This window comes from Nocardia sp. CY41, from assembly GCF_009829325.1.
In the GTDB taxonomy this organism is placed as follows: Bacteria; Actinomycetota; Actinomycetes; order Mycobacteriales; family Mycobacteriaceae; genus Nocardia.
Window position 1 is genome coordinate 89001 of the sequence record NZ_VUOS01000006.1, and the last position, 25764, is coordinate 114764.

The 25764-nt window shown below is 66.7% G+C and carries 30 protein-coding genes and 2 pseudogenes; 23 read left to right on the plus strand and 9 right to left on the minus strand.

Annotated elements, in window-relative coordinates; translation table 11 throughout:
- Nucleotides 1-288 precede the first annotated feature (288 nt).
- Nucleotides 289-1278 carry a BtrH N-terminal domain-containing protein gene (locus GVY64_RS07100; protein WP_159839782.1) on the plus strand — a complete coding sequence of 330 codons (990 nt, stop codon included), beginning with the start codon at nt 289-291 and terminating at the stop codon, nt 1276-1278.
- Nucleotides 1279-1309: 31 nt separating this feature from the next.
- Here the strand turns inward: GVY64_RS07100 and GVY64_RS07105 are convergent, their stop codons facing one another.
- Nucleotides 1310-1762 (minus strand): winged helix-turn-helix transcriptional regulator, encoded by a 453-nt coding sequence (locus GVY64_RS07105; protein WP_236566674.1) that lies wholly within the window; start codon nt 1760-1762, stop codon nt 1310-1312.
- 84 nt (nt 1763-1846) lie between these two features.
- Between GVY64_RS07105 and GVY64_RS07110 the strand changes: the two genes are divergently transcribed.
- Nucleotides 1847-3073, plus strand: a complete 1227-nt coding sequence (locus GVY64_RS07110) for an MFS transporter (protein WP_159839784.1) — start codon at nt 1847-1849, stop codon at nt 3071-3073.
- Between the two features lie 92 nt (nt 3074-3165).
- Here GVY64_RS07110 and GVY64_RS07115 read toward each other — a convergent pair whose 3' ends face one another.
- Nucleotides 3166-3705, minus strand: a complete 540-nt coding sequence (locus GVY64_RS07115; RefSeq protein ID WP_159839785.1) for a winged helix-turn-helix transcriptional regulator — start codon at nt 3703-3705, stop codon at nt 3166-3168.
- A 58-nt stretch (nt 3706-3763) separates the two neighbouring features.
- Here GVY64_RS07115 and GVY64_RS07120 point away from each other — a divergent pair, with 58 nt between their 5' ends.
- Entirely contained in the window at nt 3764-4408 is a 645-nt protein-coding gene (locus GVY64_RS07120; protein WP_159839786.1) for a dihydrofolate reductase family protein, read from the plus strand.
- A 139-nt stretch (nt 4409-4547) separates the two neighbouring features.
- Nucleotides 4548-4808, plus strand: a complete 261-nt coding sequence (locus GVY64_RS07125) for a hypothetical protein (RefSeq protein ID WP_159839787.1) — start codon at nt 4548-4550, stop codon at nt 4806-4808.
- A 48-nt stretch (nt 4809-4856) separates the two neighbouring features.
- On the opposite strand, the gene GVY64_RS07130 is transcribed toward GVY64_RS07125, so the two are convergent.
- Nucleotides 4857-5087 carry a mycothiol transferase gene (locus GVY64_RS07130; RefSeq protein ID WP_236566675.1) on the minus strand — a complete coding sequence of 77 codons (231 nt, stop codon included), beginning with the start codon at nt 5085-5087 and terminating at the stop codon, nt 4857-4859.
- Here GVY64_RS07130 and GVY64_RS07135 point away from each other — a divergent pair.
- The 3 genes from GVY64_RS07135 to GVY64_RS07145 are packed head-to-tail and all read left to right on the plus strand — an operon-like array spanning nt 5020 to nt 9282.
- Nucleotides 5020-6489, plus strand: a complete 1470-nt coding sequence (locus tag GVY64_RS07135) for a serine/threonine-protein kinase (protein ID WP_236566676.1) — start codon at nt 5020-5022, stop codon at nt 6487-6489. The genes GVY64_RS07130 and GVY64_RS07135 overlap by 68 nt on opposite strands.
- Nucleotides 6490-6502: 13 nt before the next feature.
- On the plus strand, nt 6503-7768 hold the full coding sequence (locus GVY64_RS07140; RefSeq protein WP_159839789.1) for a DUF7373 family lipoprotein: 1266 nt from the start codon (nt 6503-6505) through the stop codon (nt 7766-7768).
- Nucleotides 7765-9282 carry a serine/threonine-protein kinase gene (locus GVY64_RS07145; RefSeq protein WP_159839790.1) on the plus strand — a complete coding sequence of 506 codons (1518 nt, stop codon included), beginning with the start codon at nt 7765-7767 and terminating at the stop codon, nt 9280-9282. Before GVY64_RS07140 ends, GVY64_RS07145 begins: the two co-directional genes overlap by 4 nt.
- A gap of 41 nt (nt 9283-9323) precedes the next feature.
- On the opposite strand, the gene GVY64_RS07150 is transcribed toward GVY64_RS07145, so the two are convergent.
- The gene (locus tag GVY64_RS07150; RefSeq protein WP_159839791.1) at nt 9324-10250 is read right to left on the minus strand and encodes an AraC family transcriptional regulator; all 927 of its coding nucleotides are present in this window, start codon (nt 10248-10250) and stop codon (nt 9324-9326) included.
- A 102-nt stretch (nt 10251-10352) separates the two neighbouring features.
- On the opposite strand from GVY64_RS07150, the gene GVY64_RS07155 reads away from it, so the two are divergent.
- The 4 genes from GVY64_RS07155 to GVY64_RS07170 all read left to right on the plus strand — a co-directional run bounded on the left by GVY64_RS07155 (nt 10353) and on the right by GVY64_RS07170 (nt 13464).
- Entirely contained in the window at nt 10353-11189 is an 837-nt protein-coding gene (locus tag GVY64_RS07155; RefSeq protein ID WP_159839792.1) for an NAD(P)H-binding protein, read from the plus strand.
- A gap of 224 nt (nt 11190-11413) precedes the next feature.
- Nucleotides 11414-11611, plus strand: a complete 198-nt coding sequence (locus GVY64_RS37685; RefSeq protein ID WP_442939539.1) for a response regulator transcription factor — start codon at nt 11414-11416, stop codon at nt 11609-11611.
- 175 nt (nt 11612-11786) lie between these two features.
- Entirely contained in the window at nt 11787-12290 is a 504-nt protein-coding gene (locus tag GVY64_RS07165; RefSeq protein ID WP_159839794.1) for a hypothetical protein, read from the plus strand.
- Nucleotide 12291: 1 nt separating this feature from the next.
- Nucleotides 12292-13464: an MAB_1171c family putative transporter gene (locus GVY64_RS07170; RefSeq protein WP_159839795.1), complete on the plus strand. Its 1173-nt coding sequence runs from the start codon at nt 12292-12294 to the stop codon at nt 13462-13464.
- A 36-nt stretch (nt 13465-13500) separates the two neighbouring features.
- On the opposite strand, the gene GVY64_RS07175 is transcribed toward GVY64_RS07170, so the two are convergent.
- A complete protein-coding gene (locus tag GVY64_RS07175; protein ID WP_159839796.1) occupies nt 13501-13908 on the minus strand; it encodes a VOC family protein in 408 nt (135 codons plus the stop codon).
- A 91-nt stretch (nt 13909-13999) separates the two neighbouring features.
- On the opposite strand from GVY64_RS07175, the gene GVY64_RS07180 reads away from it, so the two are divergent.
- From GVY64_RS07180 to GVY64_RS07190, 3 genes and pseudogenes are all read left to right on the plus strand, one after another.
- A complete protein-coding gene (locus GVY64_RS07180) occupies nt 14000-15037 on the plus strand; it encodes a helix-turn-helix transcriptional regulator (protein WP_159839797.1) in 1038 nt (345 codons plus the stop codon).
- Nucleotides 15004-15285, plus strand: a complete 282-nt coding sequence (locus GVY64_RS07185) for an ArsR/SmtB family transcription factor (protein WP_159839798.1) — start codon at nt 15004-15006, stop codon at nt 15283-15285. The genes GVY64_RS07180 and GVY64_RS07185 overlap by 34 nt, the downstream gene beginning before the upstream one ends.
- A 23-nt stretch (nt 15286-15308) precedes the next feature.
- Nucleotides 15309-15882: pseudogene (locus GVY64_RS07190) on the plus strand (cation transporter); the annotation flags it as partial.
- Between the two features lie 112 nt (nt 15883-15994).
- Here the strand turns inward: GVY64_RS07190 and GVY64_RS37190 are convergent.
- Nucleotides 15995-16126 (minus strand): MerR family transcriptional regulator, encoded by a 132-nt coding sequence (locus GVY64_RS37190; RefSeq protein WP_236566677.1) that lies wholly within the window; start codon nt 16124-16126, stop codon nt 15995-15997.
- Between the two features lie 165 nt (nt 16127-16291).
- Between GVY64_RS37190 and GVY64_RS07200 the strand changes: the two genes are divergently transcribed.
- Nucleotides 16292-16684, plus strand: coding sequence for a hypothetical protein (locus tag GVY64_RS07200; RefSeq protein WP_159839799.1), 393 nt, complete (start codon nt 16292-16294; stop codon nt 16682-16684).
- 40 nt (nt 16685-16724) lie between these two features.
- On the opposite strand, the gene GVY64_RS07205 is transcribed toward GVY64_RS07200, so the two are convergent.
- Nucleotides 16725-18578: a hypothetical protein gene (locus GVY64_RS07205; RefSeq protein WP_159839800.1), complete on the minus strand. Its 1854-nt coding sequence runs from the start codon at nt 18576-18578 to the stop codon at nt 16725-16727.
- 428 nt (nt 18579-19006) lie between these two features.
- Between GVY64_RS07205 and GVY64_RS07210 the strand changes: the two genes are divergently transcribed.
- The 4 genes and pseudogenes from GVY64_RS07210 to GVY64_RS07225 all read left to right on the plus strand — a co-directional run.
- Nucleotides 19007-19483 carry a LysM peptidoglycan-binding domain-containing protein gene (locus GVY64_RS07210; RefSeq protein WP_159839801.1) on the plus strand — a complete coding sequence of 159 codons (477 nt, stop codon included), beginning with the start codon at nt 19007-19009 and terminating at the stop codon, nt 19481-19483.
- 9 nt (nt 19484-19492) lie between these two features.
- A complete protein-coding gene (locus GVY64_RS07215) occupies nt 19493-19687 on the plus strand; it encodes a LysM peptidoglycan-binding domain-containing protein (RefSeq protein WP_159839802.1) in 195 nt (64 codons plus the stop codon).
- A gap of 562 nt (nt 19688-20249) precedes the next feature.
- On the plus strand, nt 20250-20531 hold the full coding sequence (locus GVY64_RS07220) for a hypothetical protein (RefSeq protein WP_159839803.1): 282 nt from the start codon (nt 20250-20252) through the stop codon (nt 20529-20531).
- Between the two features lie 155 nt (nt 20532-20686).
- A pseudogene (locus tag GVY64_RS07225) lies at nt 20687-20989 on the plus strand (tetratricopeptide repeat protein); the annotation flags it as partial.
- On the opposite strand, the gene GVY64_RS07230 reads toward GVY64_RS07225, so the two are convergent.
- The gene (locus tag GVY64_RS07230; protein WP_159839804.1) at nt 20979-21326 is read right to left on the minus strand and encodes a hypothetical protein; all 348 of its coding nucleotides are present in this window, start codon (nt 21324-21326) and stop codon (nt 20979-20981) included. The pseudogene GVY64_RS07225 and the gene GVY64_RS07230 sit on opposite strands and share 11 nt — an antisense overlap.
- A gap of 198 nt (nt 21327-21524) precedes the next feature.
- On the opposite strand from GVY64_RS07230, the gene GVY64_RS07235 reads away from it, so the two are divergent.
- From GVY64_RS07235 to GVY64_RS07245, 3 genes are all read left to right on the plus strand, one after another.
- The gene (locus GVY64_RS07235) at nt 21525-21839 is read left to right on the plus strand and encodes a hypothetical protein (RefSeq protein WP_159839805.1); all 315 of its coding nucleotides are present in this window, start codon (nt 21525-21527) and stop codon (nt 21837-21839) included.
- A 442-nt stretch (nt 21840-22281) separates the two neighbouring features.
- Nucleotides 22282-22488: a recombinase family protein gene (locus GVY64_RS07240; RefSeq protein WP_201297930.1), complete on the plus strand. Its 207-nt coding sequence runs from the start codon at nt 22282-22284 to the stop codon at nt 22486-22488.
- A 412-nt stretch (nt 22489-22900) separates the two neighbouring features.
- Nucleotides 22901-23080 carry a hypothetical protein gene (locus tag GVY64_RS07245; RefSeq protein ID WP_159839806.1) on the plus strand — a complete coding sequence of 60 codons (180 nt, stop codon included), beginning with the start codon at nt 22901-22903 and terminating at the stop codon, nt 23078-23080.
- 88 nt (nt 23081-23168) lie between these two features.
- On the opposite strand, the gene GVY64_RS07250 is transcribed toward GVY64_RS07245, so the two are convergent.
- Nucleotides 23169-24788, minus strand: coding sequence for an MFS transporter (locus GVY64_RS07250; protein WP_159839807.1), 1620 nt, complete (start codon nt 24786-24788; stop codon nt 23169-23171).
- Between the two features lie 286 nt (nt 24789-25074).
- On the opposite strand from GVY64_RS07250, the gene GVY64_RS07255 reads away from it, so the two are divergent.
- Nucleotides 25075-25647, plus strand: coding sequence for a TetR/AcrR family transcriptional regulator (locus GVY64_RS07255; RefSeq protein WP_159839808.1), 573 nt, complete (start codon nt 25075-25077; stop codon nt 25645-25647).
- Nucleotides 25648-25764: the final 117 nt, after the last annotated feature.

Below are 25764 nucleotides of genomic sequence, written 5' to 3' on the forward strand. Positions count from 1 at the left end.
TCGTCAGTTACGCCCCTCGGTCGGTGGGCGAAGTGATCAGTCGACCAGGACGGATCACCCTCGAACATTCATCCCTGCAGTCATTGTGCTCCGCCGTAGATCGAATTCCTAGGCGCAGAGGTCGCGGCGGTTGGACTCTCCCGTCACGGGAGAGTCCACCATGTCGGCAACGCTCTTTCCGTCACCATCCACGAGTGCGCTGCGCCCACTCCTTGGTGACGCCGACTCCGTCGGGCAGGCAAAGGCGCCGCGCGAAGGGCTGACGATCTGCGCCCAGGAAGGCATGACATGACCGCGGTGAGAGACATTGATGTCCGCAGTGCCCAGCATTGCGAGACGACAGCTCTGGGGGTGCTGTTGCGGAAACAGGGCATCGACCTCTCCGAGCCGATGCTCTTCGGCCTCGGCTCCGGTCTGTCCTTCGTCTACTGGGACAGCAAGACCATGGGCTTCCCCTTCCTCGGCGGACGGGCCAAGCCGTTCGACCTCACCAGGAATCTGGCTGGCCGACTCGGGCTGGAACTCGCGGTCCAGGAGACCGCGTCCCCTCGCAGGGCTTGGGCGAACGTGGTTGCTCCCATCGACGCAGGCCACCCCGTCGGACTTCAGCTCGACAGCTACCACCTGGACTACTTCACGTCGAAGGTGCACTTCGGCGGGCACATCGTCGCCATGTACGGCTACGACGACCGCGACGCCTACCTGGTGGACACCGATCAGCAAGGCGGCAAGGTGTCCACCAGTCTGACCAGCCTCGCCGAAGCCAGAGCCGCGCGCGGCCCGATGACCGCCAGGCACCGGTCCTTCACCCTCACCGTCCCGAGGAACCCGCCGTCCCTACCCAGCCGCATCATTCCGGCAATCACCGCCTGCGCCCGCGCCTTCCTCGACCCGCCCATCGCCAACCTCGGCCACCGGGGCATCGAGAAGGCGGGCAAACTGGTGCCCACCTGGCTGCGGCGAACCGACGACCCGCGGCGGGACCTGGCGCAGGTTGCCCTTCTGATGGAGAAGGCAGGTACCGGCGGCGCCCTGTTCCGTAACTTCTACCGGAACTTCCTCGCCGAATGCACCCGAATACTGGACAGCCCCCACCTGCGCACCGGCCTCGAGTTGTACACCGAGGCAGCCACCCTATGGACCGAAGTCGCGGCACTGATCGCAGCGGCCGGTGATTCAGGCGACGCGCAGCCTCTCGTCCAGGCGGGCGCGGTTCTCTGCGATCTCGCACGCATAGAGCGCGAGGCCATGCGGGCGCTGAGCTGCCTGGGGGAGTGAGCGGACCACCAGCCCACTACTGCCGCATGGCTCAGCCGACCTTGCGGACTCGGGCCGTTGCCGCTGTGAGGGGCTCTCCGGCCGGGGTTTCGGGGCGCAGTTCGGCGACGGGGCTGCCGTCGAGGCTCAGCAGTGTCGAGTGCGGCTCGTCGTCGCCGAAGGCGTGGCGTTCTCCCCATTGCCGCAACGCGACGATGGTGGTGAAGAGGTCTTGTCCGGCCTCGGTGAGTTCGTAGGTGCGGCGCTTGCCTCCGGGAGCCGGGTCGGCGGTGAGGATGCCGTGGTCGACGAGTCGGCGGAGACGGTCGGCGAGGATATTCCGCGCGATCCCGAGACGCTGCCGGAACTCGGTGAACGCGGCCGCGCCGTCCATGGCGTCGCGCACGATCAGCAGGCTCCACCGATCGCCGACCAGGTCGATCGTTCGAGCCACGGGGCAGGTGGGATCGGTCCAGTCGCGGGACGAACCGTGCGTCGGGGGCACAACGCTCCTTTCCATTCGGTTGCAATCCGAAACCATTATGCCTACGGTCGAATGGTTTCATTCTGCTACTAATCAGGAGGCGCGGTGTCGACGGGAGTAACCCGATCCCAGCGATGGATCCTGGCGCTGGTGTGCGCCGTGGCGGTGTCGACGGTCTACGCGATCCAGCCGGTAGTGGCAGCGGCAGGGCGCGATCTGGAATTGCCGCCGGAGTCGCTGGGCCGGCTGGTCGCCGCCGGGCAGATCGGCTACTTCGCCGGTCTGATGCTGTTGGTCCCGCTCGGTGACGTGGTCGACCGCCGACGGCTCATCGCCGCGCATCTGGCGCTCACCGCCGTGGGGGCCGCGATCGCGGCCGCCGCACCCAGCGGCATTCTCGTCACGGCGGGACTGGCCGTGGCGGGGATGTTCGCGGTCGTGGTGCAGGTGACGGTCGCCTATGTCGCCGCCGTCTCCGAACCGAGCGAGCGGGGCCGCAATATCGGCGCCGTCACCTCGGGTGTGGTGATCGGCATTCTCGGTGCCCGAGTCCTCGCGGGCGCGCTGGGCGACACGGTCGGCTGGCGCGCGGTCTACGCACTGCTCGCCATCCTCTGCGCGGCACTGGGCATCCTCGCCCGAGCAAGGCTGTACCCGGACCGGAGGGCGACCGGTGCGCGATACACCCAGGTGCTGGCGTCGATGGGGCGGCTCGTGCGCACCGATCGACTGTTGCTGAGCCGGGGCCTGATCGGCTTGTTCCTGTTCGCATCCTTCGGAACCCTCTGGAGCGGGCTCGCACTGCCGCTCGGTGCTCAGCCCTGGAACCTGAGCACCACCGAGATCGGCCTGTTCGGGTTGGTAGGCCTGGCCGGAGCGCTCGGTGCCGCCCGCGCGGGACGATGGGCCGACGCGGGCCACGCCCAGGCGATCACGGGTTGGTCGCTGACAGCGCTCATCGGCTCGTGGGTGCTCATCGCCCAGGGCCGCTCGTCCCTGGGGCTGCTCGTGGCGGGCATCGTCCTGCTCGACTTCGCCGTCCAAGCCGTGCACGTGAGCAGTCAGCACCTGCTCACGGCCGCGCATCCGAATCGCGCGGGCAGTGTCATCGGCGTCTATATGTCCTTCTATTCCCTCGGGTCCGCCCTCGGGGCGGTCACGACCACGTGGGCATACGGCTCGTGGGGGTGGCGGGCCTCGTGTGGGGTCGGCGCCCTCTATGCGCTGTCCGCGCTGGTTGCATGGGTGCTGGCTCGGCTCGGCGGGCGTCCGGCTGTCGCGCGGTCCGCGGGATACGTGAAAACGCCGATCCCGAGCACTGCGAATCGCTGATCGCTTCCGATCCGCGCGGAACCGGCAGCCCCACCCGGCTCGTCACAGCACTGCCGACGGAGGCCAACGCCTCTCGGCGGCGGCAGGCGGACCTATCCGGCGGCGTCGTGTTCCGCCCCGGCTGCTGCTTCGTGATAGGCGGCGGTCAGTTCCGCGAGCACGCCGTCGGTCGGTATCGGCGCTCCGGCCAGGTGGATGGCGCGGAGTTCGGCCATGAATCGCTCCCAGAGCGGGGGACCGCCGGCGGCCAGCAGCTCGGCTCGCACGGTCAGCTCCGGCGCCGTGTTCAACCAGTGCGCGCCCCACGCGCCGAGCTGGGCCATGACCGGGACGAGCTGGATGGCTGCCTCGGTGAGATGGTATTCGACCTTCTGGCGGTGGCTCGGGTCGTCATCGCGGGTGAGCAGGCCCGCGTCGACGAGTTTCGCGAGGCGATTGGCCAGGATGTTCGACGCGATGCCCTCCATGGACGCGGCGAGCAGCTCGCGGAAGTGGGTGAAGCCGCCGAACATGATGTCGCGCAGAACGATCAAGCTCCAACGGTCCCCGAGCAGCTCGATCGTCATGTTGATCGGGCAGCCCGACTTCCCCGGAGGGACTGGCAGCTTGTCATGAGCAACTGGTTGCACCATGGGATCAGTGTAGGTAAGTTGCCTACTGATTGCATATTGCAACCAGAAAGGGTTTCCGATGGCACAGTTGGTCCGCGTGCAGAACTTCAATGTCTCCACCGATGGCTACGGTTCCGGGGAAGGGCAAAGCTTCGAGCGCCCCTTCGGCCACGCCGATCCGAGTGCGCTCTTCTTCTGGACGGGCGCCACCGCGCACTGGCCCACCCGGACCGAACCAGGGGGGACCTACGGCTTGGACGACTACTGCACTCGCGACTTCACCAACAACATCGGCGCCGAGATCATGGGACGCAACAAGTTCGGTCCCCAGCGGGGGCCGTGGGAGAACTACGAGTGGCAGGGCTGGTGGGGAGACGAACCTCCGTTCCACACACCGGTGTTCGTCCTGACCCACCACGTGCGTCCGTCGTTCACGCTGGGAGACACCACCTTCCATTTTCTCGACGCAACGCCGGAAGCAGCGCTGGCGCGGGCATTCGAGGCCGCCGAGGGCAAGGACGTGCGCATCGGCGGTGGTGTCGCCACGGTCCGGGAATTCCTCGACGCCGACCTGATCGACACGATGCATATCGCCGTCGCACCAGCCGAACTCGGTCGCGGCGAGAGGTTGTGGGAGAGCCCCGATGAACTCGTCGACCGTTTTCACCTGGAGCGGATCCCGAGCCCCAGTGGCGTGGTGCATCATTTCTTCTGGCGACGGTGACGTGGTGATGCCGGCGTTCCGCGGCGAGCGTCGCGGCCTCCGCCCGCTGCCCGGCGCCGGTGCGCCGCGGATTACGAAACCTTCTGTCATGGAGACGTACTCTCGACATCGGGGTATTCGAGTCAGGCACAGGTGGACGATGGGCACGCGATGGTTCGGGGTGTCGGCTCTGGTGGCGTTCGTCGGCTCGGGACTGCTGCAAGTGGCTTTCTACTGGTCCACGCGGCCTTGGCTGGTCTGGCCCGGATGGGTCCTCTTCGTGGCGGGGATGGTGGGGATATCCGTGGCGGTGTGTCACGTGGAGCGCCGGGCGCGGGCGGAATCCGAACAGGAAGCGGAACGAATGCGTGAGCTGCGTGCGATGTACGAGCGAATGTTCCAGCAGCGCGACGAGCAGTAACGCGGTGCTCCGCGAGCGTCAGGTGTTCCTGTCACGGAAGGTTCTGGATCAGTGTCCGGCCGCACCGTCGATCAGTTCGCGAAGGATGTCCGCATCCCCGGCATGGCGGCCGGTCTCCTCGATCATGTGGGACTCGAAGCGCCTGGGCAAGAAGAGGTTCCGAACGTTATAGTCGGCCCATTCGTGGGCGTGGTGCGGGAGGGGAATCCTGGTGGACGTTGTCGAGGGCGCGGTGTTCGCCGGGTATCGGATCGAACGTCGACTCGGCGCGGGCGGCATGGGCACCGTCTTCCTCGTCCGGCATCCCAGGCTGCCGCGCAGGGACGCGTTGAAGATCCTGGCCGATTCGCACCGGGACGATCCGGAGTTCCGCGCTCGCTTCCTGCGCGAGGCCGAGATCGCGGCCCGCTTGCAGCACCCCAATCTCGTCGCGGTGCGCGACCGCGGCGAGCAGGACGGTCGGCTGTGGATCACGATGCAGTACGTCGACGGCGTGGACGTCGCGGAACTGATCCGGCGCGGCCAGGGGGGTCTGGACCCGGCGCGCGCCGTCCACATCGTCACCGAGGCGGCCCGCGGACTCGACGAGATCCACCGCGCCGGGTTGCTGCATCGTGACGTGAAACCGGCGAACATCTTGGTCGCACCCCAGCCCGACGGCTCGGATCGCGTGCTGGTCACCGACTTCGGCATCGCCCGTCCCGCCGACGACTCACCCACCCTCGCCGTCGGCGGCATGACGGCCAGCCTCGCCTACGCCGCCCCGGAACAGATCAGCGGCGACCGCGCCGACCGGCGCGCTGACGTGTACTCCCTGGGATGCACCCTCTATCAGGTGCTCACCGGATCGGCGCCGTTCCCCAGGGACAATCCGGGTTCGGTCATGTACGCCCATCTGAACGAGCCGCCGCCCCGCCCCTCGCTCGAAAAGCCCGGCGTGCCTGCTGCGTTCGACGCGGTGGTGGCCAAGGCGATGGCCAAGAATCCCGGCGATCGGTTCCCGAGCTGCGGGGATTTGGCGCGCGCGGCCGAGGCGGCCCTGACGGACGCGGTGCCGGTGATCGCGCCGTCGAGCGATGGTCGTCGCCGTGGGCGGCGACTCCTCGCGATCGTCGTCGCGGTCGCGGCGGTGGCGTCGGCGGCGATGTCGGTGTGGGCGTTGACGCGCACCGACGAATCGTCGGCTCGTCCCGTCCCGCGCTCGACCAGTCCGGTGCCGGCGGTGTCGAGCGCCTGGGGGGCTCATGCCTATATGGCAGAGGCCTTTGCCCAGTTGCTGCCGTTCTCGCCGGACGGGGTCGGTTATCGAGAGGCCGCGTTCTGCCGGGCGGTGGACGAGCGCGGCAGGCAGATCGCTTTCGCGGCCGAGGTCCCCGTAGGGATACTGCGGTGCACCGGTGACCGCGATCCCACCGTTACGCTCGAAGTCTTCTGCAACGCGGATCGTTCGGTGATGGTGCCGATTCCCCGTGAGCGGACCGAGGGTGCGGAGCAGTGGAGCCGCGCATCCGGTGCCGGAAGTCTGCACTGGAGCAATTACACGACGGTGCTCGGGGAAGTCTCGGGTCGGCTGGACGTGTACTTCGACGCTCCGAACCGGAAATTCTGCAGGCTGCAAGTGGTCGGCGGCGATTCCGGCGCCGAAATGCGCGCTCGATGGTGGGCCGATGCGCCACTGTGACAAGGTGTCAGGGATGTTCGTTCGAACAGCGGCGATTCGCGTCGCCGGCACGATCGCGGCGTTGGTGACCGTACTGGTGGTGAGCGGCTGTGTGCGGCAGGGCAAGCCGGTGCCCGCTCACGCGGACCTGGCCGCACTGGACGTCGGCTACTACTCCGTCGAGCCACTCACCGAGCCACACGTCGCCGAGAAACGGTACGGGCGGGTGGTGGAGTCGGTACGCATGGCAGAAGCGGTGATCGATCCGGTCGAGGCCTATCCGGCCCTGGTCTTCGGGCTCGGCGCGGTGCGGGTCGCGCCGCTGCCGACCCCCGTCAAGACCTCCGGACTGTTGTCGGCGCCGGTTCAGGCGGTGCTGGAACGGCACGGCATGCTTGCCGGTTTCTCGGTCAGCGGCAGTGACACGGAAATGGCGGGTACTCCGATCGTCGGCGCCGCCCGCATGCTCACCGTGATGCTGCTCCGATTTCCCGACGCCGAGTCGGCCCGGCGGGCCGCGCAGGAAATCGATGCCGTCGACGCCGCCGTCAGTGCGGAGAACGTACCCATCGCGATTCCGGATCATGCTGCCGCACACGCCCATTGGAGACCGACGGTGCCGACGCTCGCGGCCACCATGGCGCACGAGTCGTTCGTGATCAACGTGCTCGCCGGGCATACCACGCCGGACCCCGCCGCACTCACCGGTCTGGCGAGTCGCGCCTTCGCTGCGCAACTGACGAGATTGCGCGATTTCCAGCCCACGCCGGAAGACAAGGTCGCCGCTCTCCCGCTGGACCGCGACGGCATGCTCCGGCGGATCGTCCCGGACAAGCCCGGACAATGGACGTTCCCGGTGGCGATCGCCCCGGGCAGCGTCCGGACCGCGGGGTGGAATGCCGCCATCTGGCCGATGGGCATCGTCTACGGCCCGCGCGGCGCCTACCTGCACAGCGGCCGTCCGCTGGAAGGGGCGGAGAAAGGACAACCGCAGGAGTTGCTGGCCACGATCGGACACCACTGGCTCGCGCGGTTCGCGACCGTCGCCATCGCCCGCGCGGAGTTCGACGCCCACGCGGGCGAGGAGACAGGGGCGGGTGCCCGCCCGGCGCCCGTGCCCGCGGGGCTGCCGGACACGCGCTGCGGCGAGCGGCTCGACGGCACGGAGTTCGCGCCGCGCTTCAGGTGCCAGGTGCTGTTCGGGCGCTACCTGGCGGTCGTCTCCGGACGGACTGCGGCGGACGCCCAGCAGCGGGCGGCGGCCCAGTACGCCGTATTGCTGAACAGCGAGTCCGAATGACCGAAACATTCCTACCGGGCACGATTTTCGCCGGGTACCGGATCGAACGGCTGCTGGGCAAGGGAGGCATGGGCGCGGTCTACTTGGCCAGGCATCCCCGGCTTCCGCGGTGGGACGCGCTGAAAGTGCTGTCGGCGCAGCAGGCCGTCGACGCCGTCTTCCGGGCCCGGTTCGTGCGTGAGGCCGACCTCGCCGCGCAACTCGACCACCCCAATATCGTCGCCGTGCACGATCGAGGCGTGGACCAGGGGCGGCTGTGGATCGCCATGCAATTCGTGGACGGTCCCGATACCGGTGCTCTTCTCCGCCGCGCGCCCGGCGGCTTGCCGCCGCACCGGGTGGCGGACATCGTCGGCGCGGTCGCGCGGGGTCTCGACGCCGCCCACCGGGCCGGGGTGCTGCACCGCGACGTCAAGCCGGGCAACATCTTGCTGGAATCGCGCGAGAACGAACCGGACCGGGTCTTCGTCACAGACTTCGGCATCGCGCGTGCGCAGGCGGAGTCGACCTCGCCGACCGAGCCGGGCACAGTCCTGGCGACGCTCGCATACGCCGCCCCGGAGCAGCTCACCGGAGGCGCTGTCGATCACCGCGCCGACGTCTACGCCTTGGGCTGCACGCTTTACGAATTGCTGACCGGCGCGCGCCCCTTTCCACGGCCGAGCGCGGCCGAAACCGTGCGAGCCCATCTGCGGGACGCGCCGCCGCGCCCGTCCGCGGTCCGGCCGGCCCTGCCGCAGGGAGTCGATGAGGTGGTGGCCCGCGCGCTGGCCAAGGATCCGGACCACCGCTACCCGTCATGCGGGGAACTCGCCGCCGCGGTCGCGACGGCGGTCGGGACGAAGCAACAGCCTGCTCCGGTCGGCGGTTCCGTCACGTCCCGGTCGCGGATACGATTCGCGCTCGCAACGGCTGTCGGGGTGGGTGCCGTCGTACTCGGTATCGGCACAGTCCTCGCGTTGACCGGCAACCTCGGCGGCGAGTCCTCGGCCTTGCCCACCTCGGCCGCCCGGTCGAGTACCGCGGCGGCCCCGACCACTGCCGTCGGCGATCGCACCGACTGGGGCAGCTACCAGACCGTGATCCGCCAGTTCCCGAGGCTGTTGCCCGCGACGCCGAATGCCGTCGGCCATGGCGGCATTCGATGCCATCCGGTAGACCTGGGCGGGAACCCGGTCGAATTGAACTCGCAACTCGGCGAGCTGGCCAGGCTCCAGTGCGACGGCGACCGAAACCCGGTGGAGCGGCTCGTCGTGAACTGCAACACCGATCGGCAGCCGAACCCGGTGGCGCCGTTCACCGATATGACCGTGCGCGGTGACGAGTCATGGCAGCGAATCGCCGGGACCGGGCGAGTCATCTGGGGCGACCTCACCGGCGTGGACGGCCGACCGACCGGCACCGTCCTCGTGCAATTCGACCCACCCATCCGCGACTTCTGCCACATCCTGGTCCGCGGCGGCGCCTCCGGCCAGGATCTGTACGACCGCTGGTGGCGCGACGCACCTCTCTAGCCGAATCGCGGTGCGCGGCATTCCTGACATCCGGCCGGAGGTCAGGTCGCGATGCTCGGCGTATCGACCCGCTCCGCACGGCGGTAGATTCCCGGGGCGACGCCGTAGGCGCGCTTGAACGCTTTGGCGAAGGCGAACTCGGAGCCGTAGCCGACCTGTGCGGCCACATTCCGGATCGGGGCGTCGGATTCGCGGAGCATGCGGCCGGCGTTGGTCATGCGCCACCAGGTCAGATACGACACCGGTGGTTCGCCCACCAGCGCGGTGAATCGCTGGGCGAACACCGATCGGGACAGGCCGTTGCGCGCCGCCAGCTGTTCCACGGTCCAAGGGGCGGCCGGGCGGGCGTGGATGTCGCGCAAGGCTCGACCGATCGCCTGATCGCCGAGCGCTCGCGCCCATCCCGGCGAATCCGCGCATTCGTCCGCCCAGGTGCGCAGGATATAGAGCAGCATCGCGTCGACCAGCGGGGGAACGATGCCGTCGCGGCCGGGGCGATCCTGGTCGAACTCGGTCGCCAGCAGGCCGACGAGATGACCGAGCTCGGCGTTCCCCGCCGGCAGGTGCAGAACCTCGGGCAGGTCCCTCATCAGCGGATGCGGCCGCGTTCGATCGAGCTGGTACGCGCCACAGAGCAGAATCGACCGCTCTCCAGAACCGTCGACGCGGACACGGCCGATCGGCGAATCGGGCTGCGAGCGCTCGGGAAGGAAGTCGATCAGCGGCGTTCGAGGGTCGTCGGCGAGGGCGTGCGAACTCCCCGTGCGAAGGAAGACCACGTCGCCGGGGCTCAGCGCGAGAGGGTCGGTTCCGTCGGTCAGCAGCCAGCAGGTGCCGCTGAGCACGACATGGAAGGTCGTGCCGGTGACGGCCGAAAAGCGCAGACCCCAGGGCGCGCGTACGTCGGTGCGGGCCGCGCGGGTCCGTCCCGTTCGCATCGCGGCGAGCGCATCGGAGAGAACATCCACAAGTCAGGACTCTAGGACATGTTTTCCGGATTCTCAGGCATTCATCATCCTGGCCTAGATCCGTAGATTTTCTCTCGAACAACCGATCCGAGGAGGAAACCCATGACTGTTCTGGTGCTCGGCGCGACCGGTAAGACCGGTAGGCCCGTGGTGGACGCGCTGGTGGCCCGCGGCGTCGCCGTGCGCGCGGCAAGCCGCAATCCCGCGCCTTCGACCGCTGGTGTCGAGCCGGTGCGTTTCGACTGGGCCGATCGTGCGACCTGGGTTCCTGCGCTGCACGGCATCGACAGCATGTACGTGGTCGGCCCGTACGCCGTGCCCGGCGAACCGGGCCTGCTCGGCGATCTGCTGGCCGCCGCTGTGGACGTGCGCAAGGTCGTGCTGCTGTCGGTGCTGGGCGTCGACCAGTTACCCGACGCGATTCCGATGGCCGCTTGGGAGGCGGACGTGCGTGCTTCGGGTAAGCAATGGGCCATCCTGCGGCCCAATTGGTTTCAGCAGAACTTCGGCGAGGGCTTCGCGGCGTCCCTCCGGGAAAACGGCGAGCTCGCGCTCCCGGCCGCCGATGCCGCAGTGGGCTTCGTCGACACCCGAGACATCGCGGAAGTGGCGGTCGCCGCACTCGTCGAGGAGGGGCACGCCGGAGAAGTCCACATCATCACGGGTCCAGAGGCCCTCACGCTCCGGCAGGTCACCCAAACCCTGGGGGAAGCCGCGGGCCGGGACCTGGGTTACGCGCCCATCACTGCCGACCAGTTCGCCGACGGACTGCGAAAGGCCGGTCTGGACGAACGCTCGATCACCTGGCAGCAGGGCCTGTTCCGGTTGATCCGGGACGGCGGCAACGCCGTGGTGACCGATACGGTCGAGCGACTCACCGGTCACCCGGCGCGGCAGTTGAAGTCCTACGCCCGCGAACACGCAGCCGCCTGGCGGTAGCCCGCGCCCGGTATCCCGCCGGTAGCGCATGCGTGGTCGGTCCGACGATGATCCGGAGCGCGACGATGCCCTCGGTGAGAACCGAGTGCACGATCGCCGACGCCGGTGGTCGACGTGGCAAAGCCGCGCTGGGCACCGGCGCCGACACCGGATCGGGTTCGCCGTCTCGGGCGCCTCGGCCGCGGCCGGGGACTGACCGGCCGCGACCCGGACAAGCTGCGGATATGGGTGTACGAGTGGGGATCGAGCTGATTGTGGCCGAACTCGTCGCGGAGGGCCTCAGCAATCGGCAGATCGCCGAACGGCTCGTGGTATCGCCACGCACCGTCGACCGGCATCTCGAGAACATCCTCGGAAAACTCGGCTTCACGTCACGGGCCCAGATCGCCGCGTGGACGGCGCGAGAACACCGAACACGCTGATGCGCGCCTCCGAACGGCCGGAGCGCCCACACGGCCGCCTCGGCAGCGCAGGCCTGAAGGGAGGTTGACATCGAGAAGGCTTGTGCGACAAGCCAGGCCGGTGACGATTCCCCGTAGGCGACTACGCTCACCGGATTATCGGCATAGGTGACGTCATCGACGAGGAGAAGGCGTAATGGAGGATCTCGCCGCGCGATTCGAGGAACTGGGTCGCCTGGTACCGATCCCCGATCCATGGGACATGACGGAATACCTCGACCGAGTGGCAGCGTATCGGGCACGGCCGATCACGTTGTGCCCCATCGATGTCGGCGCACTCGCGGGAAACGGATGCGGCACCGGAAGTGGCCTGTGGATCGCCCGGGAAGACGACGACGTGATCATGTACGGGGCCGATACCGAATGGCATGCCGACCACATCATCGCCCACGAGGTCGGTCACATGCTGCTCGGCCACGGAGAGACGTCCAGCGGTCCCGCGGCTGATCTGCCGTTGCGCGAGTTGATGCCCTCCCTGTCGCTGGAGACCATTCGCAGCGTCCTGGGGCGCCGAGACTACGGCAGTGAGCGCGAGCGCGCCGCGGAAACCTTCGCCGACCTGCTGCTGGTCGAAGCGATGCTGCCGAAGCGGTCGGTGAGCCGGTTCCGCTCGACGTTCTTCCGGAACCGGCACCGATGAGATGACCTCTCCCATCCCAGGTCTGATCACTTGGCCTGTCCTCACGGTGCTCGCCTCGGTGCTCGCCTGTCGGTGGTGGCTGTTGCGGGAAAGCCTCGTCGACCGGCTCATCAACCGCGCGCTCGCCGCCGCTGTCTTCGAACACCTGTTGCGAGAGGCATGGTTCGAACAGGCACTGGCCTGGCTGTTGCCCGGCGCCGACCGCGACGTGGTGAACGTCGCCCGGCAGCTGTCGCTGGGAGCAGTCCTGCTGACCGTCTCGCATATCTACGGCATCGCCGAATTGTGGGCAGGCGCCGATCCCGCCCAGACGTGGCGCAGGCAGCGGCGTTACTACCTCGTCACGATCACCGCCACCGCCGTCATCCTGATCGCGGGCACGCCCGCCCGCCGCGCCGACCAGCTGATCGACCAGACCCTGGGCTGGCGCGCTGTCGTCATCTGGGTCGTGTTCGCCCTGCCGCTCGGCGCTACTGCCCTGCACGTCGGCCGGGTAAGCGTGCGCGAAATGCGTGCCGCGGGCGAGACCACCTGGTCCGAACGTGCACTGTACACAGCCATCCTGGGCACCGTGGCAGCTCTCGGGGGCGTAGCGGTCGTGTACCCGATCGAGGCCTTCAGCAGTGTCCTGACCGGCCGCCCGTCGTGGGATCCGGAGATGCGCTGGAAAGCATGGAGCGGCTTTCTCCTCTCGGCAGTCGGCGCTCCCGCCGTGGTCACGGTGCCGCTGATCAGCGCCCTACTCACCCACTTCGGATGGGACCGCACCAGCCGGTACTGCCGTCGCCTGCAGCCGATGTGGGCCGATCTCACCGCAGCCGTGCCCGGAATCGTCCTGGAGACGCCCCACGACCACTACGGCCGGACAGACCCGGCCATCCGTCTGCATCGCATGACGGTCGAAATCCGGGACAGCCTGCTACATCTCAAGCGCTACAGCGACAGCCCCGACGATCTGGCCGCCACCGGCGGTGACCCGCACAGCTATGCGCGTCGCGTCGCCGAGGCCATCGCCACAAAAGCTGCAGGGCACCCTCCGCGCGCGAGTCGCTTCCCGCCTCGGCACCGAATCCGGCCGGGCACAAGGGATCTCACCGCGGAATTGCATCAGCTACTCGCGCTTGCCGAGGCATGGCCACACGTTCGCGGCCTGGCGAAGTCGCCGGAGCCATGAACGTGCGGCATCCGCTCGGCGAAGTCGTCGACCGCGTTATCCGCTGACGACGTCGACGACCCAGACGACACCGAAACGGTCACGCAGCATTCCGTAGGCGGCCGCCCAGTTCGCCGGAACCATCGGAACCACGATGGTCGCGCCCGCGGTGAGTTTCCCCCAATAGCCCGATACCTCTTCGACCGTCGTGCCGCGCACGGAGACGAAGAACGCGTTCTCGCCCGGGTCGTAGCCCGTCTGCACGGGCACGTCGTAGGCCATGATGTGGAACCCGTTGTCGGCCTGTACCTGGCCCCACATGATCTGGTCGGCCCCGGCGTCGACGTTCCCGGCGTCCTTGTAGGTGACAACGGCGAGCTGACCGCCGAAGACGGACTGATAGAACTCCAGCGCGGCGCGGGCGTCACCGCGGAAGTTCAGGTGGGTGGTGGTGGTGAGGGACACAGTTGCTCCTGTTCGGCTCGTCGGCTGACGTGAGCAACATTCGCAAGGGTAGTGGCCAGGTTGTGTCCGCTACTTCGGACAGAATGAAAACATGCCGAAAACGTCCGCGCGACTGCTGGCGCTGCTGTCCCTGCTACAGGCGCGCCGGGACTGGCCGGGGGCGCTGTTGGCCGAGCGGCTGCAGGTCAGCCCGCGTACCGTGCGCCGCGATATCGACCGCTTACGCGAACTCGGCTACCCCATCGCCACCACCAAAGGTCCCGACGGTGGATACCGCCTCCGCGCGGGCGCCCAGCTCCCGCCGCTGTTGTTCGACGACGAACAGGCCGTCGCCCTGGCTGTCGCACTCCAGATCGCCACCACCGCAGGCGCCGGTGTCGAGCAGGCCGCGGCGCGCGCGCTGAACACCGTCCGTCAGGTCATGCCCGCGCGGTTACGCCACCGCATCGACACCCTGCCGATCACCGCCGTCGCACCGCCCGAGGACCGGCCGGCGCCCGAGGTCGGCACGGAGGTCCTCACGGCGATCGGCGCCGCCCTCCACGCCCGCGAAGTGCTGCGTTTCGACTACGCGGGCGCGTCCTCGACGAATGCCGCCGCGCATCCGCCGCGGCGAGTGCAACCCCATCATCTCGTCACCTGGGGCGGACGCTGGTATCTCGTGGCGTGGGACCTCGACCGCGAGGACTGGCGGACCTTCCGCGCCGACCGGATCACCCCGCGAACCCCCACCGGCCCCCGGTTCACGCCGCGTGAACTCCCGGCGGACGACGTCCCCACATTCGTGGCCGGCAGGTTTCGTGGCTCGGATGCGACCGGGAATTGGCCGTGCCATGGGGCGGTGATCCTGCGCCTGCCCGCCGCCGATGTCGCGCCGTTCCTCCACGACGGGGTGGTCGAGGCGCTCGGTCCCGACAGCTGCCGGGTAGTACTCGGCTCGTGGTCGTGGACCGCACTCGCCGGCGTGCTCGGCAGGTTCGACGCCGAAATCGAAGTCATCGGGCCGCCCGAACTCACCGCCGCGTTCGCCCACCTGGCCCGCCGCTACGCCGACGCGGCGAACAGTGGAACCCGAAGGCCCGGTTCGGGCACGCCTTGTCCGATCCGACCCGAAGCCGGATCCTGTTGAGTCTGCGGCGAGCGCCGGGATACCCGTCGGAGCTGGCGGAGCAGATCGGGGTGAGCCGCCAGATCCTGTCCAACCATCTGGCCTGCCTGCGCGGCTGCGGGCTGGTGGTCGCGGTACCGGAAGGCCGGCGCAGCCGCTACGAACTCGCCGATACCCGGATCGCCGCGGCGCTGGAGGATCTGCTGGGGCTGGTACTGGTGGTGGATCCGGCGTGCTGCCCGGCCGCCGAGACCGAAGAGTGCTGCTGATGGCTTCCCTCGGCATGCCGTACGCGCTGATCGAAGGCGCCCGCGTCTCCTCCACCGCGTTGATCGGGTTCGGGCTGGACTCGGTGATCGAGGTGTCCTCGGCGGCGGCCGTGGCCTGGCAGTTCGCCGGTCGCGATCCCGAAACGCGGGAGAAGGTGGCGTTGCGGGTCATCACGTGCTCCTTCTTCGCCCTCGCCGTCAACGTCACCGTCGACTCGTTCCGCGCACTGTTCGGGTTCGGCGAGGCCAAGCACTCACCGGCCGGCATCGGGCCGGCGGCGACGAGCCTGGTTGTCATGCCGGTGCTGTCGGCCGCACAGCGCCGCGCCGGCCGCGAACTCGGATCCGCCTCTCGCCGATTCCAAGCAGACCTTGCTGTGCACCTACCTTTCGGCGGTGCTGCTGGCCGGGCTTGTGCTCGACAGCTTGTTCGGCTGGTCCTGGGCCGACCCGATCGCCGCGCTGGTCATCGCCGCCATCGCGGTGCGCGAGGGCGTCGACGCCTGGCGCGGGGAGACCTGCTGTGCCGCCCCGGCCGCGCGCACCGCGGGCGGCGACTGCGCGTCCTGCGACCGCTGCGACCATCCCGACGGATAAGACCATAGTTCGGCGTCGATCTCGGCCGGCTCGGCCGTCGCCCGGGCCCGCAATCCCGCATCGGTGTGGCGGCGGCCGAACCGGGTGGCGGGCAGCAACTCGGCCACCTCGTTCAGGTGAACCCGAGCCGCTGCGCGGCCTTGATCACCGGCAACACGGTGACCGCCTGTTCGGGATACAGCCGATGCCCGCCAAGGGACCGCTGCGGTTCGGCGAGCAGTCCGCGCCGCTCGTAGTACCGCAATGTCTGGGTGTTCGCCCCGGCCGCTTCGGCCAGTTCGCGCGGCTACCCACGGATGAGTCGGAAAGCGCCACGGCATCGAGGACGGGCGTGGCCGTCGTGGCGAAGTCGGCGTTTCGCGAGGACACTGAGGACGTAGCACCCAACTCGTCCTCAGGAGCACATGCGATGCCAACCAACGGGCCTTTCGGCATCGATCCGGAAGAATTCGAACGCGCACTGCGTGGAGCGGGAACCGAGCTCCGTGATCTGCTCGGGAAAGCCGGCGTGTTCCTGGATCGCGTAGATCACGCGAGTGTCGGCTCACTGGCGTCGCTGCTCGGTCAGTTCGTCCAACCGCAACGGCCACGCCCGCCGGAACCCGAGGGCGAGACCACCGGCGAGACCGGCAGCGGGGTGTGGGTGATCTACAGCATCGATGACAGCGGCGAGGCCAGGGTCGACCAGGTCTTTCCCAGCGAACTCGAGGCCTTGCGCGCGCATCGCGACAACACCGACGATCGCCGTCGGGTGCGGTTCCTGCCCTATGGGGTTCCGGCAAGCGTGCTGGACGCGCCCTGACGGTGGCGGATCGCGCGGAATGTAGCCTCCGCCGAGTTCGTCATCCGGTGGGAGTTGCCGGAAGATGTGCTGATCCCGCGCAGTGCTCGAGCCCGTTGCCGCGCCTTCCGTTCGACGTTTCCCGAGGCGGGCGGATGCGAGCGCCCCTGCGTTGCCAGTTCCAGACGGGGACCAGCTCGCTGCTTTCGTTGAGGACGCGTACGAGCATGCGGATCTGCTCGAGATCGATCCCTGCCGGGGTGAGGTGGTGGTATTGCCGACCCGCCGGTTCTGCTGGGGTGCGGGGGTCGACTTCGCTGGGCGGGAACGCGATGAGCAAATCGGTCGCCGTTCGGATGCCGAGTTGGCGCAGTCTTACGCGGGTGTTGGTGCCGGCGCGAACGCCAGGGCCGAGGCTTCCGCTGAGCTGCGCGGTCCAGCTCGGGTCCTCGGAGGAGGGTTTGGGCGACGATTTGTTGTCCTGACGCAGGGCCTGCCGTCGTTCACGCCGCGTCACTTCACTGTGGTCCAGGTGGAAGTACAGCTGCGCCTGATCGATCCAGTCCACCAGTCGGCCGATGGGAACACGCGTGTGGAGGATGACATCGACGAGATTTGCCGTCACCAGACTCTGCATGTCTTCGATGCCTTCTTCGATGAGCCGGGATTCGTACCATACGTTCAGGCCGTCGATCTGATTGAGCGGATAATTCGGAGTGAGCTGGGGGACCGCAGCCCGCAGAGCGACCGCCGTAGTCCTGTGGAGTGCGTAGATCCCGACGATCGGGAAAGCGCCCACCACGAAGGCAATCGCTGATCGAACACCGGCTTCGAAGCTGTCGATCAGTTGATACAAGGCCACCAACGTGGCGAAGACGACGATTATCCGCAGGAGCGCGGAGGCATACGCACTCGGCCTGAGGTCACTCTGGAAGAATCGGCGGACGAGGCTCTGCACGGTGAATGCGTAGGCGCCGAGAAATCCGAACTTGAGGATGTCCCACGCGGTGGTGGGATTCTCGACGAAGCTCAGATCCCAGAGGACCGCTGTCCAACAGGTCGCGAAACCGATCGTAGCGAGGAATATGGGAAAAAGGGTGTCGGTCTTGATCACGAAATCGGATCCGCCTGCGGAGGACACGGCACGTCCATAGTAGGCGTTGAACTTCTGCCGATAGATATTGTGTTCCTCCTCCTGGAGGTAACCGCCGTCCGCAAGCCATTCCGCATAGAATTCCGAGGATTTCGGTGGCCGCGGCAAGTATTTCGGTTCGTCCACCGCGAGGCGGTGGAGATTGATGACGTACTCGCTCCACAGGGCGCCCGCGCGCTGCCCGAGGAATCGGATGTACAACCAGCTGGGCAAGAAAGACAGCACCCATACGATGAAGACTCTCAATGCGGCGGTGGACACGTCGTCTGCCGAACTGTGACGATGAATTCCGCCCCATACGGTGAGAAATGCGAACACGATCGGGACCACGATCAGAACATTCATCAGCACCAGAACGACTTCGCGACTGAACCATCCCGACGACCGGCTCCACGACACCGCGCGGCCTATGGGTGTGCGGCCTGCGACGGGGTCGGCGATACCCTGTGTCAGCGAGAGCAGGGACTCTTGTGTGTGCGGGTGCTCGCGCAGCGTCCGCCGCAGGTGTTGCGCGAGGCGCTTGCGGCCGCCCCTGATGCTGGTGGCTTCGACAAGGCGGCCGAGCTCGGGGTCCGTGCGAAACAATTCACCGAGTTCGCTGTCGATGGCACGGGCCACCCGATCGTTCTCGGTGAAGAATTGCGCAGCTCGGAGGCGGTAGTCCCGGCTGTTCTGCGGGAAAGTTTCAGGGCACCGCGATGCCATTGTGAGGGCTCCGGAAAGTTCCGTTGCCAAGGCATCCGTTCGTGCTGTGGCGTCCATATCTCCTCCACCCGACTGCCGCCGACCATCGAGCTGGTCCGGTGTGCTGCGAATCGACCCGGCCGTCTGCACGAACTCATGTGTGCGTTCGCCTCGGGCTCCATATCGCCATCGCATGCTCGCCGTGTTGATCTTGGATAGCACCAACCGTAGGCTCACCCATCCGGTTGGTAACGAGTAGTCGACTACTCATTTCGACGCCGGTTGCCGCGCACTGCTCGGTCGGGGGCCGCGCAATTGTTCGCTTTTCGAGCGCTTCGGCATGAGTAGCGGGCTACCCGACTTAGAATCCGTCCGACCGAAGACTTCAACGGACTTTGTGCCGACTATACGCTGGATCCGGCGATTCCGACCCGGACATCGTTCATCGAATTGATCGACATCCTCGGAAACCGTGAACGGTGCGGTTCCATCGAAAGGAGTAAATCATGCTCAACACCCACACAGTCGTCGCAGGCGATACCCTGACGGCGATTGCGAAACGATTCTACGGGCAGGCTTCGCTTTTCGAGCTGATCGCCGTCGCCAGCGGGGTTCCGGATCCCGACTCGATCCAGGTCGGAACTGTCCTGATCCTTCCCGACGTGAGCCGCAAGCACACGGTGGTGCGTGGCGAAACCCTCTCCGGTCTGGCGGCGCATTTCTATCGCCCGCAGAACTCGGGCTTGTTTGCGCTGATCGCCGCGGCGAACGGCATCGACGACCCCGACGTGATTCACGTCGGCCAGGTCCTGATCATTCCCGGCATCACCTACAAGGTCGTTTCCGGCGACACCCTGTCGAAGATCGCCAAGCGCTTCTACGGTAACGCGGCGTTGTTCCCGCTGATCGCCGAAGCGAACGCGATCCCGAACCCCGACGTCATCGGCGTCGGCCAAGAACTGATCATCCCCCCGAAGAGCTAGGAGCTACTCATGGCAGCCGAATGGCACCGAGTCGTCGCAGGCGAGACCCTGTCGGGGATCGTCAAGAAGAAGTACGGCGATCTGAGATTCCTCCAGATGATCGCCGAACTGAACCACATCTCGGACCCGAACCTGATCAGAGTCGGCCAGGACATCATGCTCCCCCTGCGGTCCGTTCTCGCCGGAACAGCGGACGTCGAGTAGTCGTCGATCGATGCAGGAGGCCGCGATCCGAACCTACGGGCAACCCTCCCAGTCGCGGATGCTTCCACTTCTGGGAGGGCCGGACTCCCACCGGCGCCGGACGCGCTTACCGGTGGACAGCGCGCCGACCATTGCGTGTACGGCCAGCCGCGTCTCGGTTCGTTTCCGGATATTTCCGGCCAACAGGGCGGCGATCGTGCCGGCAATGGATGCAGTCACAGAGTAAATGGCGGCTTTTGAATACCTCTTTCTCGCAACGCCTTCCATACGCTCCCCGTGCTCTTGCCGAGCTGCGTGCAACAGCAGGAAAAGGGGCTGTCGATTTAGCTGTCGGCGTCGGTTCGTAGCCGAGGTCACGCCGTGATAGGTATCAGAGTTCGACGGGCGAAGGCGCCGCATCGGTAAGGTGTCCGCCGCTGGCGACACGCTCGATCCGGGCGATGGCCCGTCAGCGTGTGCGGGTCGGGGTAGGACATCCTCGCTGGCTCGACGCTCCTGAGATCGCCCCGGTCTTCCGCACACCGACAGTGAGGCGAGATACTCGCCTCCGAAAGGAGTCTGGATGCCACCAGCACGCCCACTGGAGTTCCGTCAGCGCGTGATCGAGTTGGCCCGCAGCAGCGACAGGCCGGTCGGTCAGGTCGCGAAGGGCTTGGGGATTTCTGAGTCGTGCTTGCGGAACCGGCTCGAAGTGCCGATCGATGAGGGCGCTGAGGGCGTGACCACCGCCGAACGCAAGGATCTGGTCGAGCTGCGGCGCAAGACTCGGCAGTTCGAACTCGAGAACGAGGTGCTCCGTAAGGCGGCGGCCTACTTCGCGCGGGAGAACGTTCTCCCAAAATAGTGTTCGCGGTGGTCGCCTAATTGGCCGAAGCTGGCGTCCCGGTCACGGTGGCATGCCTGTGTGCTGCGGGTGTCGACCTCCGGGTACTACGAACGGAAACATCGCGGTGAGTCCGCGCGTGCCTGCGCCGATCGTGAGCTCGACAACTTGCCGGCGCTTGTCGGGATGCGGATCGGACGGCTGAGGCGATCATTCTTTACGAGCGGACCCTCGCTGACCGGGAGCGGGTCCTAGGCCCCGAGCACCCGGACACCCTGGCCTCTCGCAACAACCTCGCCAGCGCCTACACTGCGGCGGACCGGTTGGATGAGGTGATCCCACTGTTCGAGCGGAACCTCACCGAGTCCCAGCTTGGGGCGTCGGTGAGTCATCGGCGGTCGAGTTGTAGAGCGCCGCTGATAGAGGTGGGGCAGGAGGTTGGGGCTGTCCCGACGCTTCGCGTGCCGGCTACTTCTTGATCCTGTCCAAGGGGTATGCGGCCATAGAGCAGACGACAATCGCGTAGACCGCCAAGAGAACGAGAACCGGTAGAGGGATTCGACGTGCGGGGTCTATCGCTATGTATGCGGTGTAGATGATGGGTGGAACGCAGAGTGCACCGGAGAGGGTGGCCCAGAAGGCGACCAGGTTGTTCGCCTTCTTTCGCCGCTGAGGATCGGTGAGTGTTGTGTCCGGGATGTCGTCGCCGTAGCCTTCGCTCGGACTGGTTGCTACTCCGCGGTATCCCTTCGAGGCGATATAGGCACAGCTGATGAAGATCAGTCCGAATATCAAGCCGACGATGAATGCCTGCATAACCCCTCACCCGATCCGTTCCCAGCGGGAGAGGTTCCACCGGTGTCAGATTCCGGTGAAACCTCTCCCGGGAGGGTACCTAGTCCAGCGGCGAAACGCCGATCACCACGGCGACGACCGCAGAGATCACCTTCTTCTTGACTGCCGGTGTCAGTGCCTTCCACGCCCACGCCCACGCCGGCGCCGAAGATGCAGCTGATGACCGCGTCTTCGACGTACTTCGGGGCGTCGCCGCCGCCAGCTACATCGCGCAGGACGTCGATCGCGACGCTGGCCAGAGCCCCCTGCGCGCAGGAGATCACCGCATGGCCCCAGAAGGCGGCAACCGGGGATTCTCGCATCGGTGTGGTCGAGCTTGCGCTGATGTTGGACTGGGACGCGCTAACGGGGATCGCGCTTGCCACCGACGTGCTCGCGACCGAGGTCGCTCCCGCGACCGCTGCGAGTACGATTGAACTCGCAGCGATCAACTTGTGGAAACTGCTCATTGGTTCTTCCTGTCTTCGGTTGTGAACTGCTGACAGCTGCAGGCGTGCGGCTCCAGGTGTTGGGGAGCGGCCACTCCCCAACACCAAGGTCTTTCTTCCTATTACGGGCTACCGCCGATCCAGTGGCGCAGAAGATGTTGTGAGGCGATGCGGTGCAACGCCGTCACCGATCTTGCGTAGCGCTCTCTGCCCCTCGATCGACATCTCCCATCGCCGTACCCCTCCTTCAAGATCGATTTGTTCCGTCGCTTGTATGGACGCGATCGCGCGGTGATCGGTTCCATCGATCGAGAAGAAATTTTTCGCGCCTCGAAGCAGGCGGGTGAGAATGCTATACACGCTTCCGCGTCCGCAAACGATCGTTCACGAGCACTCTGCGCCGCAGCGTGTTCCGCAGGCCGAATGTGTAAAGCATCCTGTGTACGCGGCAACGTCAACCTGTCGGGGGTTACCGATACATTCCGTGCGTGAGAATCGGCTACGGGCGGGTCTCCACCCGCGATCAGCATCCCGAGGCCCAGCACGACGCGCTCACCGCGGCCGGGTGCGAGCAGGTCTTCCTCGACAAGGTGTCGGGCAAGCTCGCATCCCGTCCGGAACTCGACAAGGCGCTGCTGGTGGCCAAAACAAAGATGTCTACGCCGCGCTGGCCCGCTCGCGCACCGTGTTCTTAGCGGCCACGGAGGAAGACGACCTCGAGGTTCTACAGACAGCCGATGAACACCTGCTCGCCGTGGAAAGCCTCCTCCGCTCCTTAAGCGAGCAAGCGCGTGGTAAGCCGCCGGTCCGTCGAGTCATCGCCGGATAACTCTGATCAGCGAAGAGTCCGGTTTCACGCACGAGAATGAGGCCTGGCGTGTGGGGGTGGTCGGGTCTCGAGGTGCTGCCGCGCTCTGCCTCAGCGGGAGAGCTCGCCTCTGGTCCTGGCGCGCCGACGCTGGTGTCCCTCACTTAGACGGTCCAAGTCCATAACTTGCTCTCCCGACACACCCGGGCTGACACACAAAGGCGAGTGACAATCGGTGCGCGCTGGGGCCCGGCGGGCGTATCCCGGAGGAGGGGCCGAGGTACGGAAAGGAGTGCGTCATGTCGAAGTCTGGTGGGAAGGGCCACGGCGGCGGCAAGATGACCGCCGCGGCCGCATCCCGAGTCCAGTCCGCTGCCGCGAAGAACCCGGGCAGCAGTTCGGCGACGTCCGGCTTCGCCTCGCGGGCTCAGTCGAGCGCGGCGAAGCCCAGCAGCGGTAAGAGCGGCGGGAAAAAGTAGCTGTGGGCCCGCTGTCCCTACAGCGGGGTGAGCAACCCGAATCAGCGCTGCCGACGGTGCTCGCGCGTACCTGCCTCCCGACCCCTCTTCACGGCTTGGACTTCCGCTTATAGGCGAGGAGTACGGAATCCTCAGCGGGTTTCCATGGCAGGAGGACTGCGATGGCAACCGCGAGCAACAGTGACGCCGAAACCGTCACATAGGACGCGAGGGCGAATCCCTCCATGGACGCGGATTTCATTGCGTAGATCAGATCGGCCTTCTGTTGGGCGAAGGCGGGACTGGTGGGGCGGTCGACCATTTCCAGGACGGCGATGACGGTTTCGCGAGCGAAGCTCTTCTCGTTCGGGGTCATCAGGAAGTCTGGGATGGCATCGATGCGCGGGCCGACCTTGGTCGTATACACCGACGCCACGATGGATCCCAGCACTGCGACGCCGAGAGTGCCGCCCGCCTCGCGGGTGGTGTCGTTGACCGCAGAACCGGCTCCTGCCTCGTCGAGGGCCACCGAGGACATGATCGACTCCGTTGCGGGGCCTTGCACGATCGCCAGCCCCAAGCCCATCAGCACCATCGAGACAAGCACAGGACCGACGTACGGTGTCTCCACCTTCACCTGCCCGGCGATGGACATCCCCACGCTCATCACCACCAGACCGGAAACGATGACGGCGGTGGTGCCGACCTTCTTGGCGATCAGCGTCGCCAGCGGGGCGCCGACGGCGACGGACGCGGCGAACGGCAGCGAGTGCAAACCGAACTGCAGCGGCGACAGCTCCATCACTCCCTGGAAGTAGGAGGTGATCATGAACAAGAACCCGAACATGCAGAAGTAGGCGACCGCGATCGCCGCCGCGGGCAAGGAGAACCGCCGGATCCGGAACAGGTCCATGTTCAGCACGGGCGAGATGGCGCGCATCTCCCACCGGATGAACCCAACGAAGCAGACCACCGAGAAGACGAAGCCCGTCAGGCTGATCGGGGAAAGCCAGCCTTGCTGCGGGGCCTCGATGATGGTCCACACCAAGGCGGTAACGCTCGCCAGTGACAGGGCGATGCCGACGACGTCGAGTCTGCCGACGTGCACGCCCTTCGACTCCGGGACCAGGATTCGGGCAAGGACGAGAAGGACGGTGGCCGCGGGAATGTTGACCCAGAAGACCGAGGGCCAGGAGAAGTGCTCCAGGAGCCAGCCGCCGGCGGTGGGCCCGATCGCGATGGCGAAACCGGCCATCGCCGTCCACGCCGCGATAGCGATCGCCCGTTCCCTGACGTCGGTGAAGATGTTGATGATCATCGCCAGGGTCGCTGGGAACACCGCGGCGGCGAACACCCCCATCGCGGCTCGGGCGGCGATCACCTGGCCGAGGTCGGTGGCCAAGGCGCCGGCCAGGGACATCACCGCGACGCCGGCCAGCCCGAGCATCATCACCTTGCGTCGGCCGTAGCGGTCGCCGAGGTGACCGAACGCCAGTAGCAGGCCCGCGAAGGTGAGTGTGTAGGCGTCGACCACCCATTGCAACCCGCTGAAGCTGGCGCGCAACTGCACTCCCAGCGAGGGCAACGCGACGTTGACGACAGTGTTGTCGAGCACCACGAGCAGTTCCGCGATACAGATGACGACGAGGGCAGGCCACCGGCCCCGCGCTCCCAGGTCCGTGGTGTCCACAGTCGGTGCGGATGGTGCCGCGACAGCTGAGTGGGGCATAGCGAATCGACTCCTCGTCATTGCGATAGGGCCACCTCGGGAGGGGCGTTTGCAGGCCGGACTGTCTGCCGCGTCCTACCTTCGCGATACCTCGACCACTCCCGCAGGATTACTCGTTACCGCTCGTAACAGTAAGGCCAAGGTAGTAGAACGAATGGTCTATTGCAAGCCCCGATAAGGCCTCGTACACAGGTAGTTTTGAACAGGACGTAGGTCAGATAAGACACAATGGTCTAATCTGGTGCCTCGGCAGCTCGGTGGGTCCGTGCCGAAGGTGAGGAGGGCAATGGCTACGAATGCGCGGAGTCGCTTGATCGAGAGCGCGATCGAGCTGCTCCGACGTCGAGGTGTGGCAGGCACGGGGATCGCCGATCTGCTCGAACACAGCGGTACCGCCCGGCAATCGATCTACAAGCACTTTCCTGGCGGCAAGACCGAGTTGATCGAGGAGTCGGTCCGGACCGCGGCGGCTTGGATCGAGCAGATGCTCGAGCAGATGGCCGACACGCTGTCCCCGCCGGAAATGCTGCAGGCCTTCGTCGAGTATTGGAAATGGGTGCTGGTGACCAGCGACTACCAGTCCGGATGCCCGATCGCCGCGGCAGCATACGGTGGTAGCGAAGCACCCGGTGCCCGAGAACTGTCCAGCCAGGCATTCCGGCGCTGGGAACACCACCTGGCCGGGCAAGCCATCGTCCAAGGCGTACCCACCCGTACAGCGCACAGTTTGGCGACCACGACAATTGCCGCGATCGAAGGCGCGGTCATGATGTCGATCGCAGACCGCAGCATCACACCCCTCAACCGCACATACGACCAGCTGCGCGAACTGCTCCGGATCCATCTCGAGGCGCCCTGATCGCCACGTCCGGCCTCGGCCACAACCTGGGCAAATCGCAATCGCCATCGAGGGCGCTCGCGTGACGGGTACGGTTCTCCAAGCCGCCGGGCCAGACCTCACCATCCTCCGGTACGA

Excerpts from the sequence above, each read along its gene's own strand:
- GVY64_RS07100 (WP_159839782.1), top strand. The coding sequence starts at position 289 with ATGACCGCGGTGAGAGACATTGATGTCCGCAGTGCCCAGCATTGCGAG.
- GVY64_RS07145 (WP_159839790.1), top strand. The coding sequence starts at position 7,765 with ATGACCGAAACATTCCTACCGGGCACGATTTTCGCCGGGTACCGGATC.
- GVY64_RS07250 (WP_159839807.1), bottom strand. The coding sequence starts at position 24,788 with ATGCCCCACTCAGCTGTCGCGGCACCATCCGCACCGACTGTGGACACC.
- GVY64_RS07130 (WP_236566675.1), bottom strand. The coding sequence starts at position 5,087 with ATGCCGCCCGCGCCGAGTCGACGTTCGATCCGATACCCGGCGAACACC.
- GVY64_RS07180 (WP_159839797.1), top strand. The coding sequence starts at position 14,000 with ATGCCGAAAACGTCCGCGCGACTGCTGGCGCTGCTGTCCCTGCTACAG.
- GVY64_RS07215 (WP_159839802.1), top strand. The coding sequence starts at position 19,493 with ATGGCAGCCGAATGGCACCGAGTCGTCGCAGGCGAGACCCTGTCGGGG.
- GVY64_RS07210 (WP_159839801.1), top strand. The coding sequence starts at position 19,007 with ATGCTCAACACCCACACAGTCGTCGCAGGCGATACCCTGACGGCGATT.
- GVY64_RS07115 (WP_159839785.1), bottom strand. The coding sequence starts at position 3,705 with ATGGTGCAACCAGTTGCTCATGACAAGCTGCCAGTCCCTCCGGGGAAG.
- GVY64_RS07220 (WP_159839803.1), top strand. The coding sequence starts at position 20,250 with ATGCCACCAGCACGCCCACTGGAGTTCCGTCAGCGCGTGATCGAGTTG.
- GVY64_RS07200 (WP_159839799.1), top strand. The coding sequence starts at position 16,292 with ATGCCAACCAACGGGCCTTTCGGCATCGATCCGGAAGAATTCGAACGC.
- GVY64_RS07235 (WP_159839805.1), top strand. The coding sequence starts at position 21,525 with ATGACCGCGTCTTCGACGTACTTCGGGGCGTCGCCGCCGCCAGCTACA.
- GVY64_RS07165 (WP_159839794.1), top strand. The coding sequence starts at position 11,787 with ATGGAGGATCTCGCCGCGCGATTCGAGGAACTGGGTCGCCTGGTACCG.
- GVY64_RS07245 (WP_159839806.1), top strand. The coding sequence starts at position 22,901 with ATGTCGAAGTCTGGTGGGAAGGGCCACGGCGGCGGCAAGATGACCGCC.
- GVY64_RS07140 (WP_159839789.1), top strand. The coding sequence starts at position 6,503 with ATGTTCGTTCGAACAGCGGCGATTCGCGTCGCCGGCACGATCGCGGCG.
- GVY64_RS07255 (WP_159839808.1), top strand. The coding sequence starts at position 25,075 with ATGGCTACGAATGCGCGGAGTCGCTTGATCGAGAGCGCGATCGAGCTG.
- GVY64_RS07120 (WP_159839786.1), top strand. The coding sequence starts at position 3,764 with ATGGCACAGTTGGTCCGCGTGCAGAACTTCAATGTCTCCACCGATGGC.
- GVY64_RS07125 (WP_159839787.1), top strand. The coding sequence starts at position 4,548 with ATGGGCACGCGATGGTTCGGGGTGTCGGCTCTGGTGGCGTTCGTCGGC.
- GVY64_RS07170 (WP_159839795.1), top strand. The coding sequence starts at position 12,292 with ATGACCTCTCCCATCCCAGGTCTGATCACTTGGCCTGTCCTCACGGTG.
- GVY64_RS07155 (WP_159839792.1), top strand. The coding sequence starts at position 10,353 with ATGACTGTTCTGGTGCTCGGCGCGACCGGTAAGACCGGTAGGCCCGTG.
- GVY64_RS07230 (WP_159839804.1), bottom strand. The coding sequence starts at position 21,326 with ATGCAGGCATTCATCGTCGGCTTGATATTCGGACTGATCTTCATCAGC.
- GVY64_RS37685 (WP_442939539.1), top strand. The coding sequence starts at position 11,414 with ATGGGTGTACGAGTGGGGATCGAGCTGATTGTGGCCGAACTCGTCGCG.
- GVY64_RS07205 (WP_159839800.1), bottom strand. The coding sequence starts at position 18,578 with ATGGACGCCACAGCACGAACGGATGCCTTGGCAACGGAACTTTCCGGA.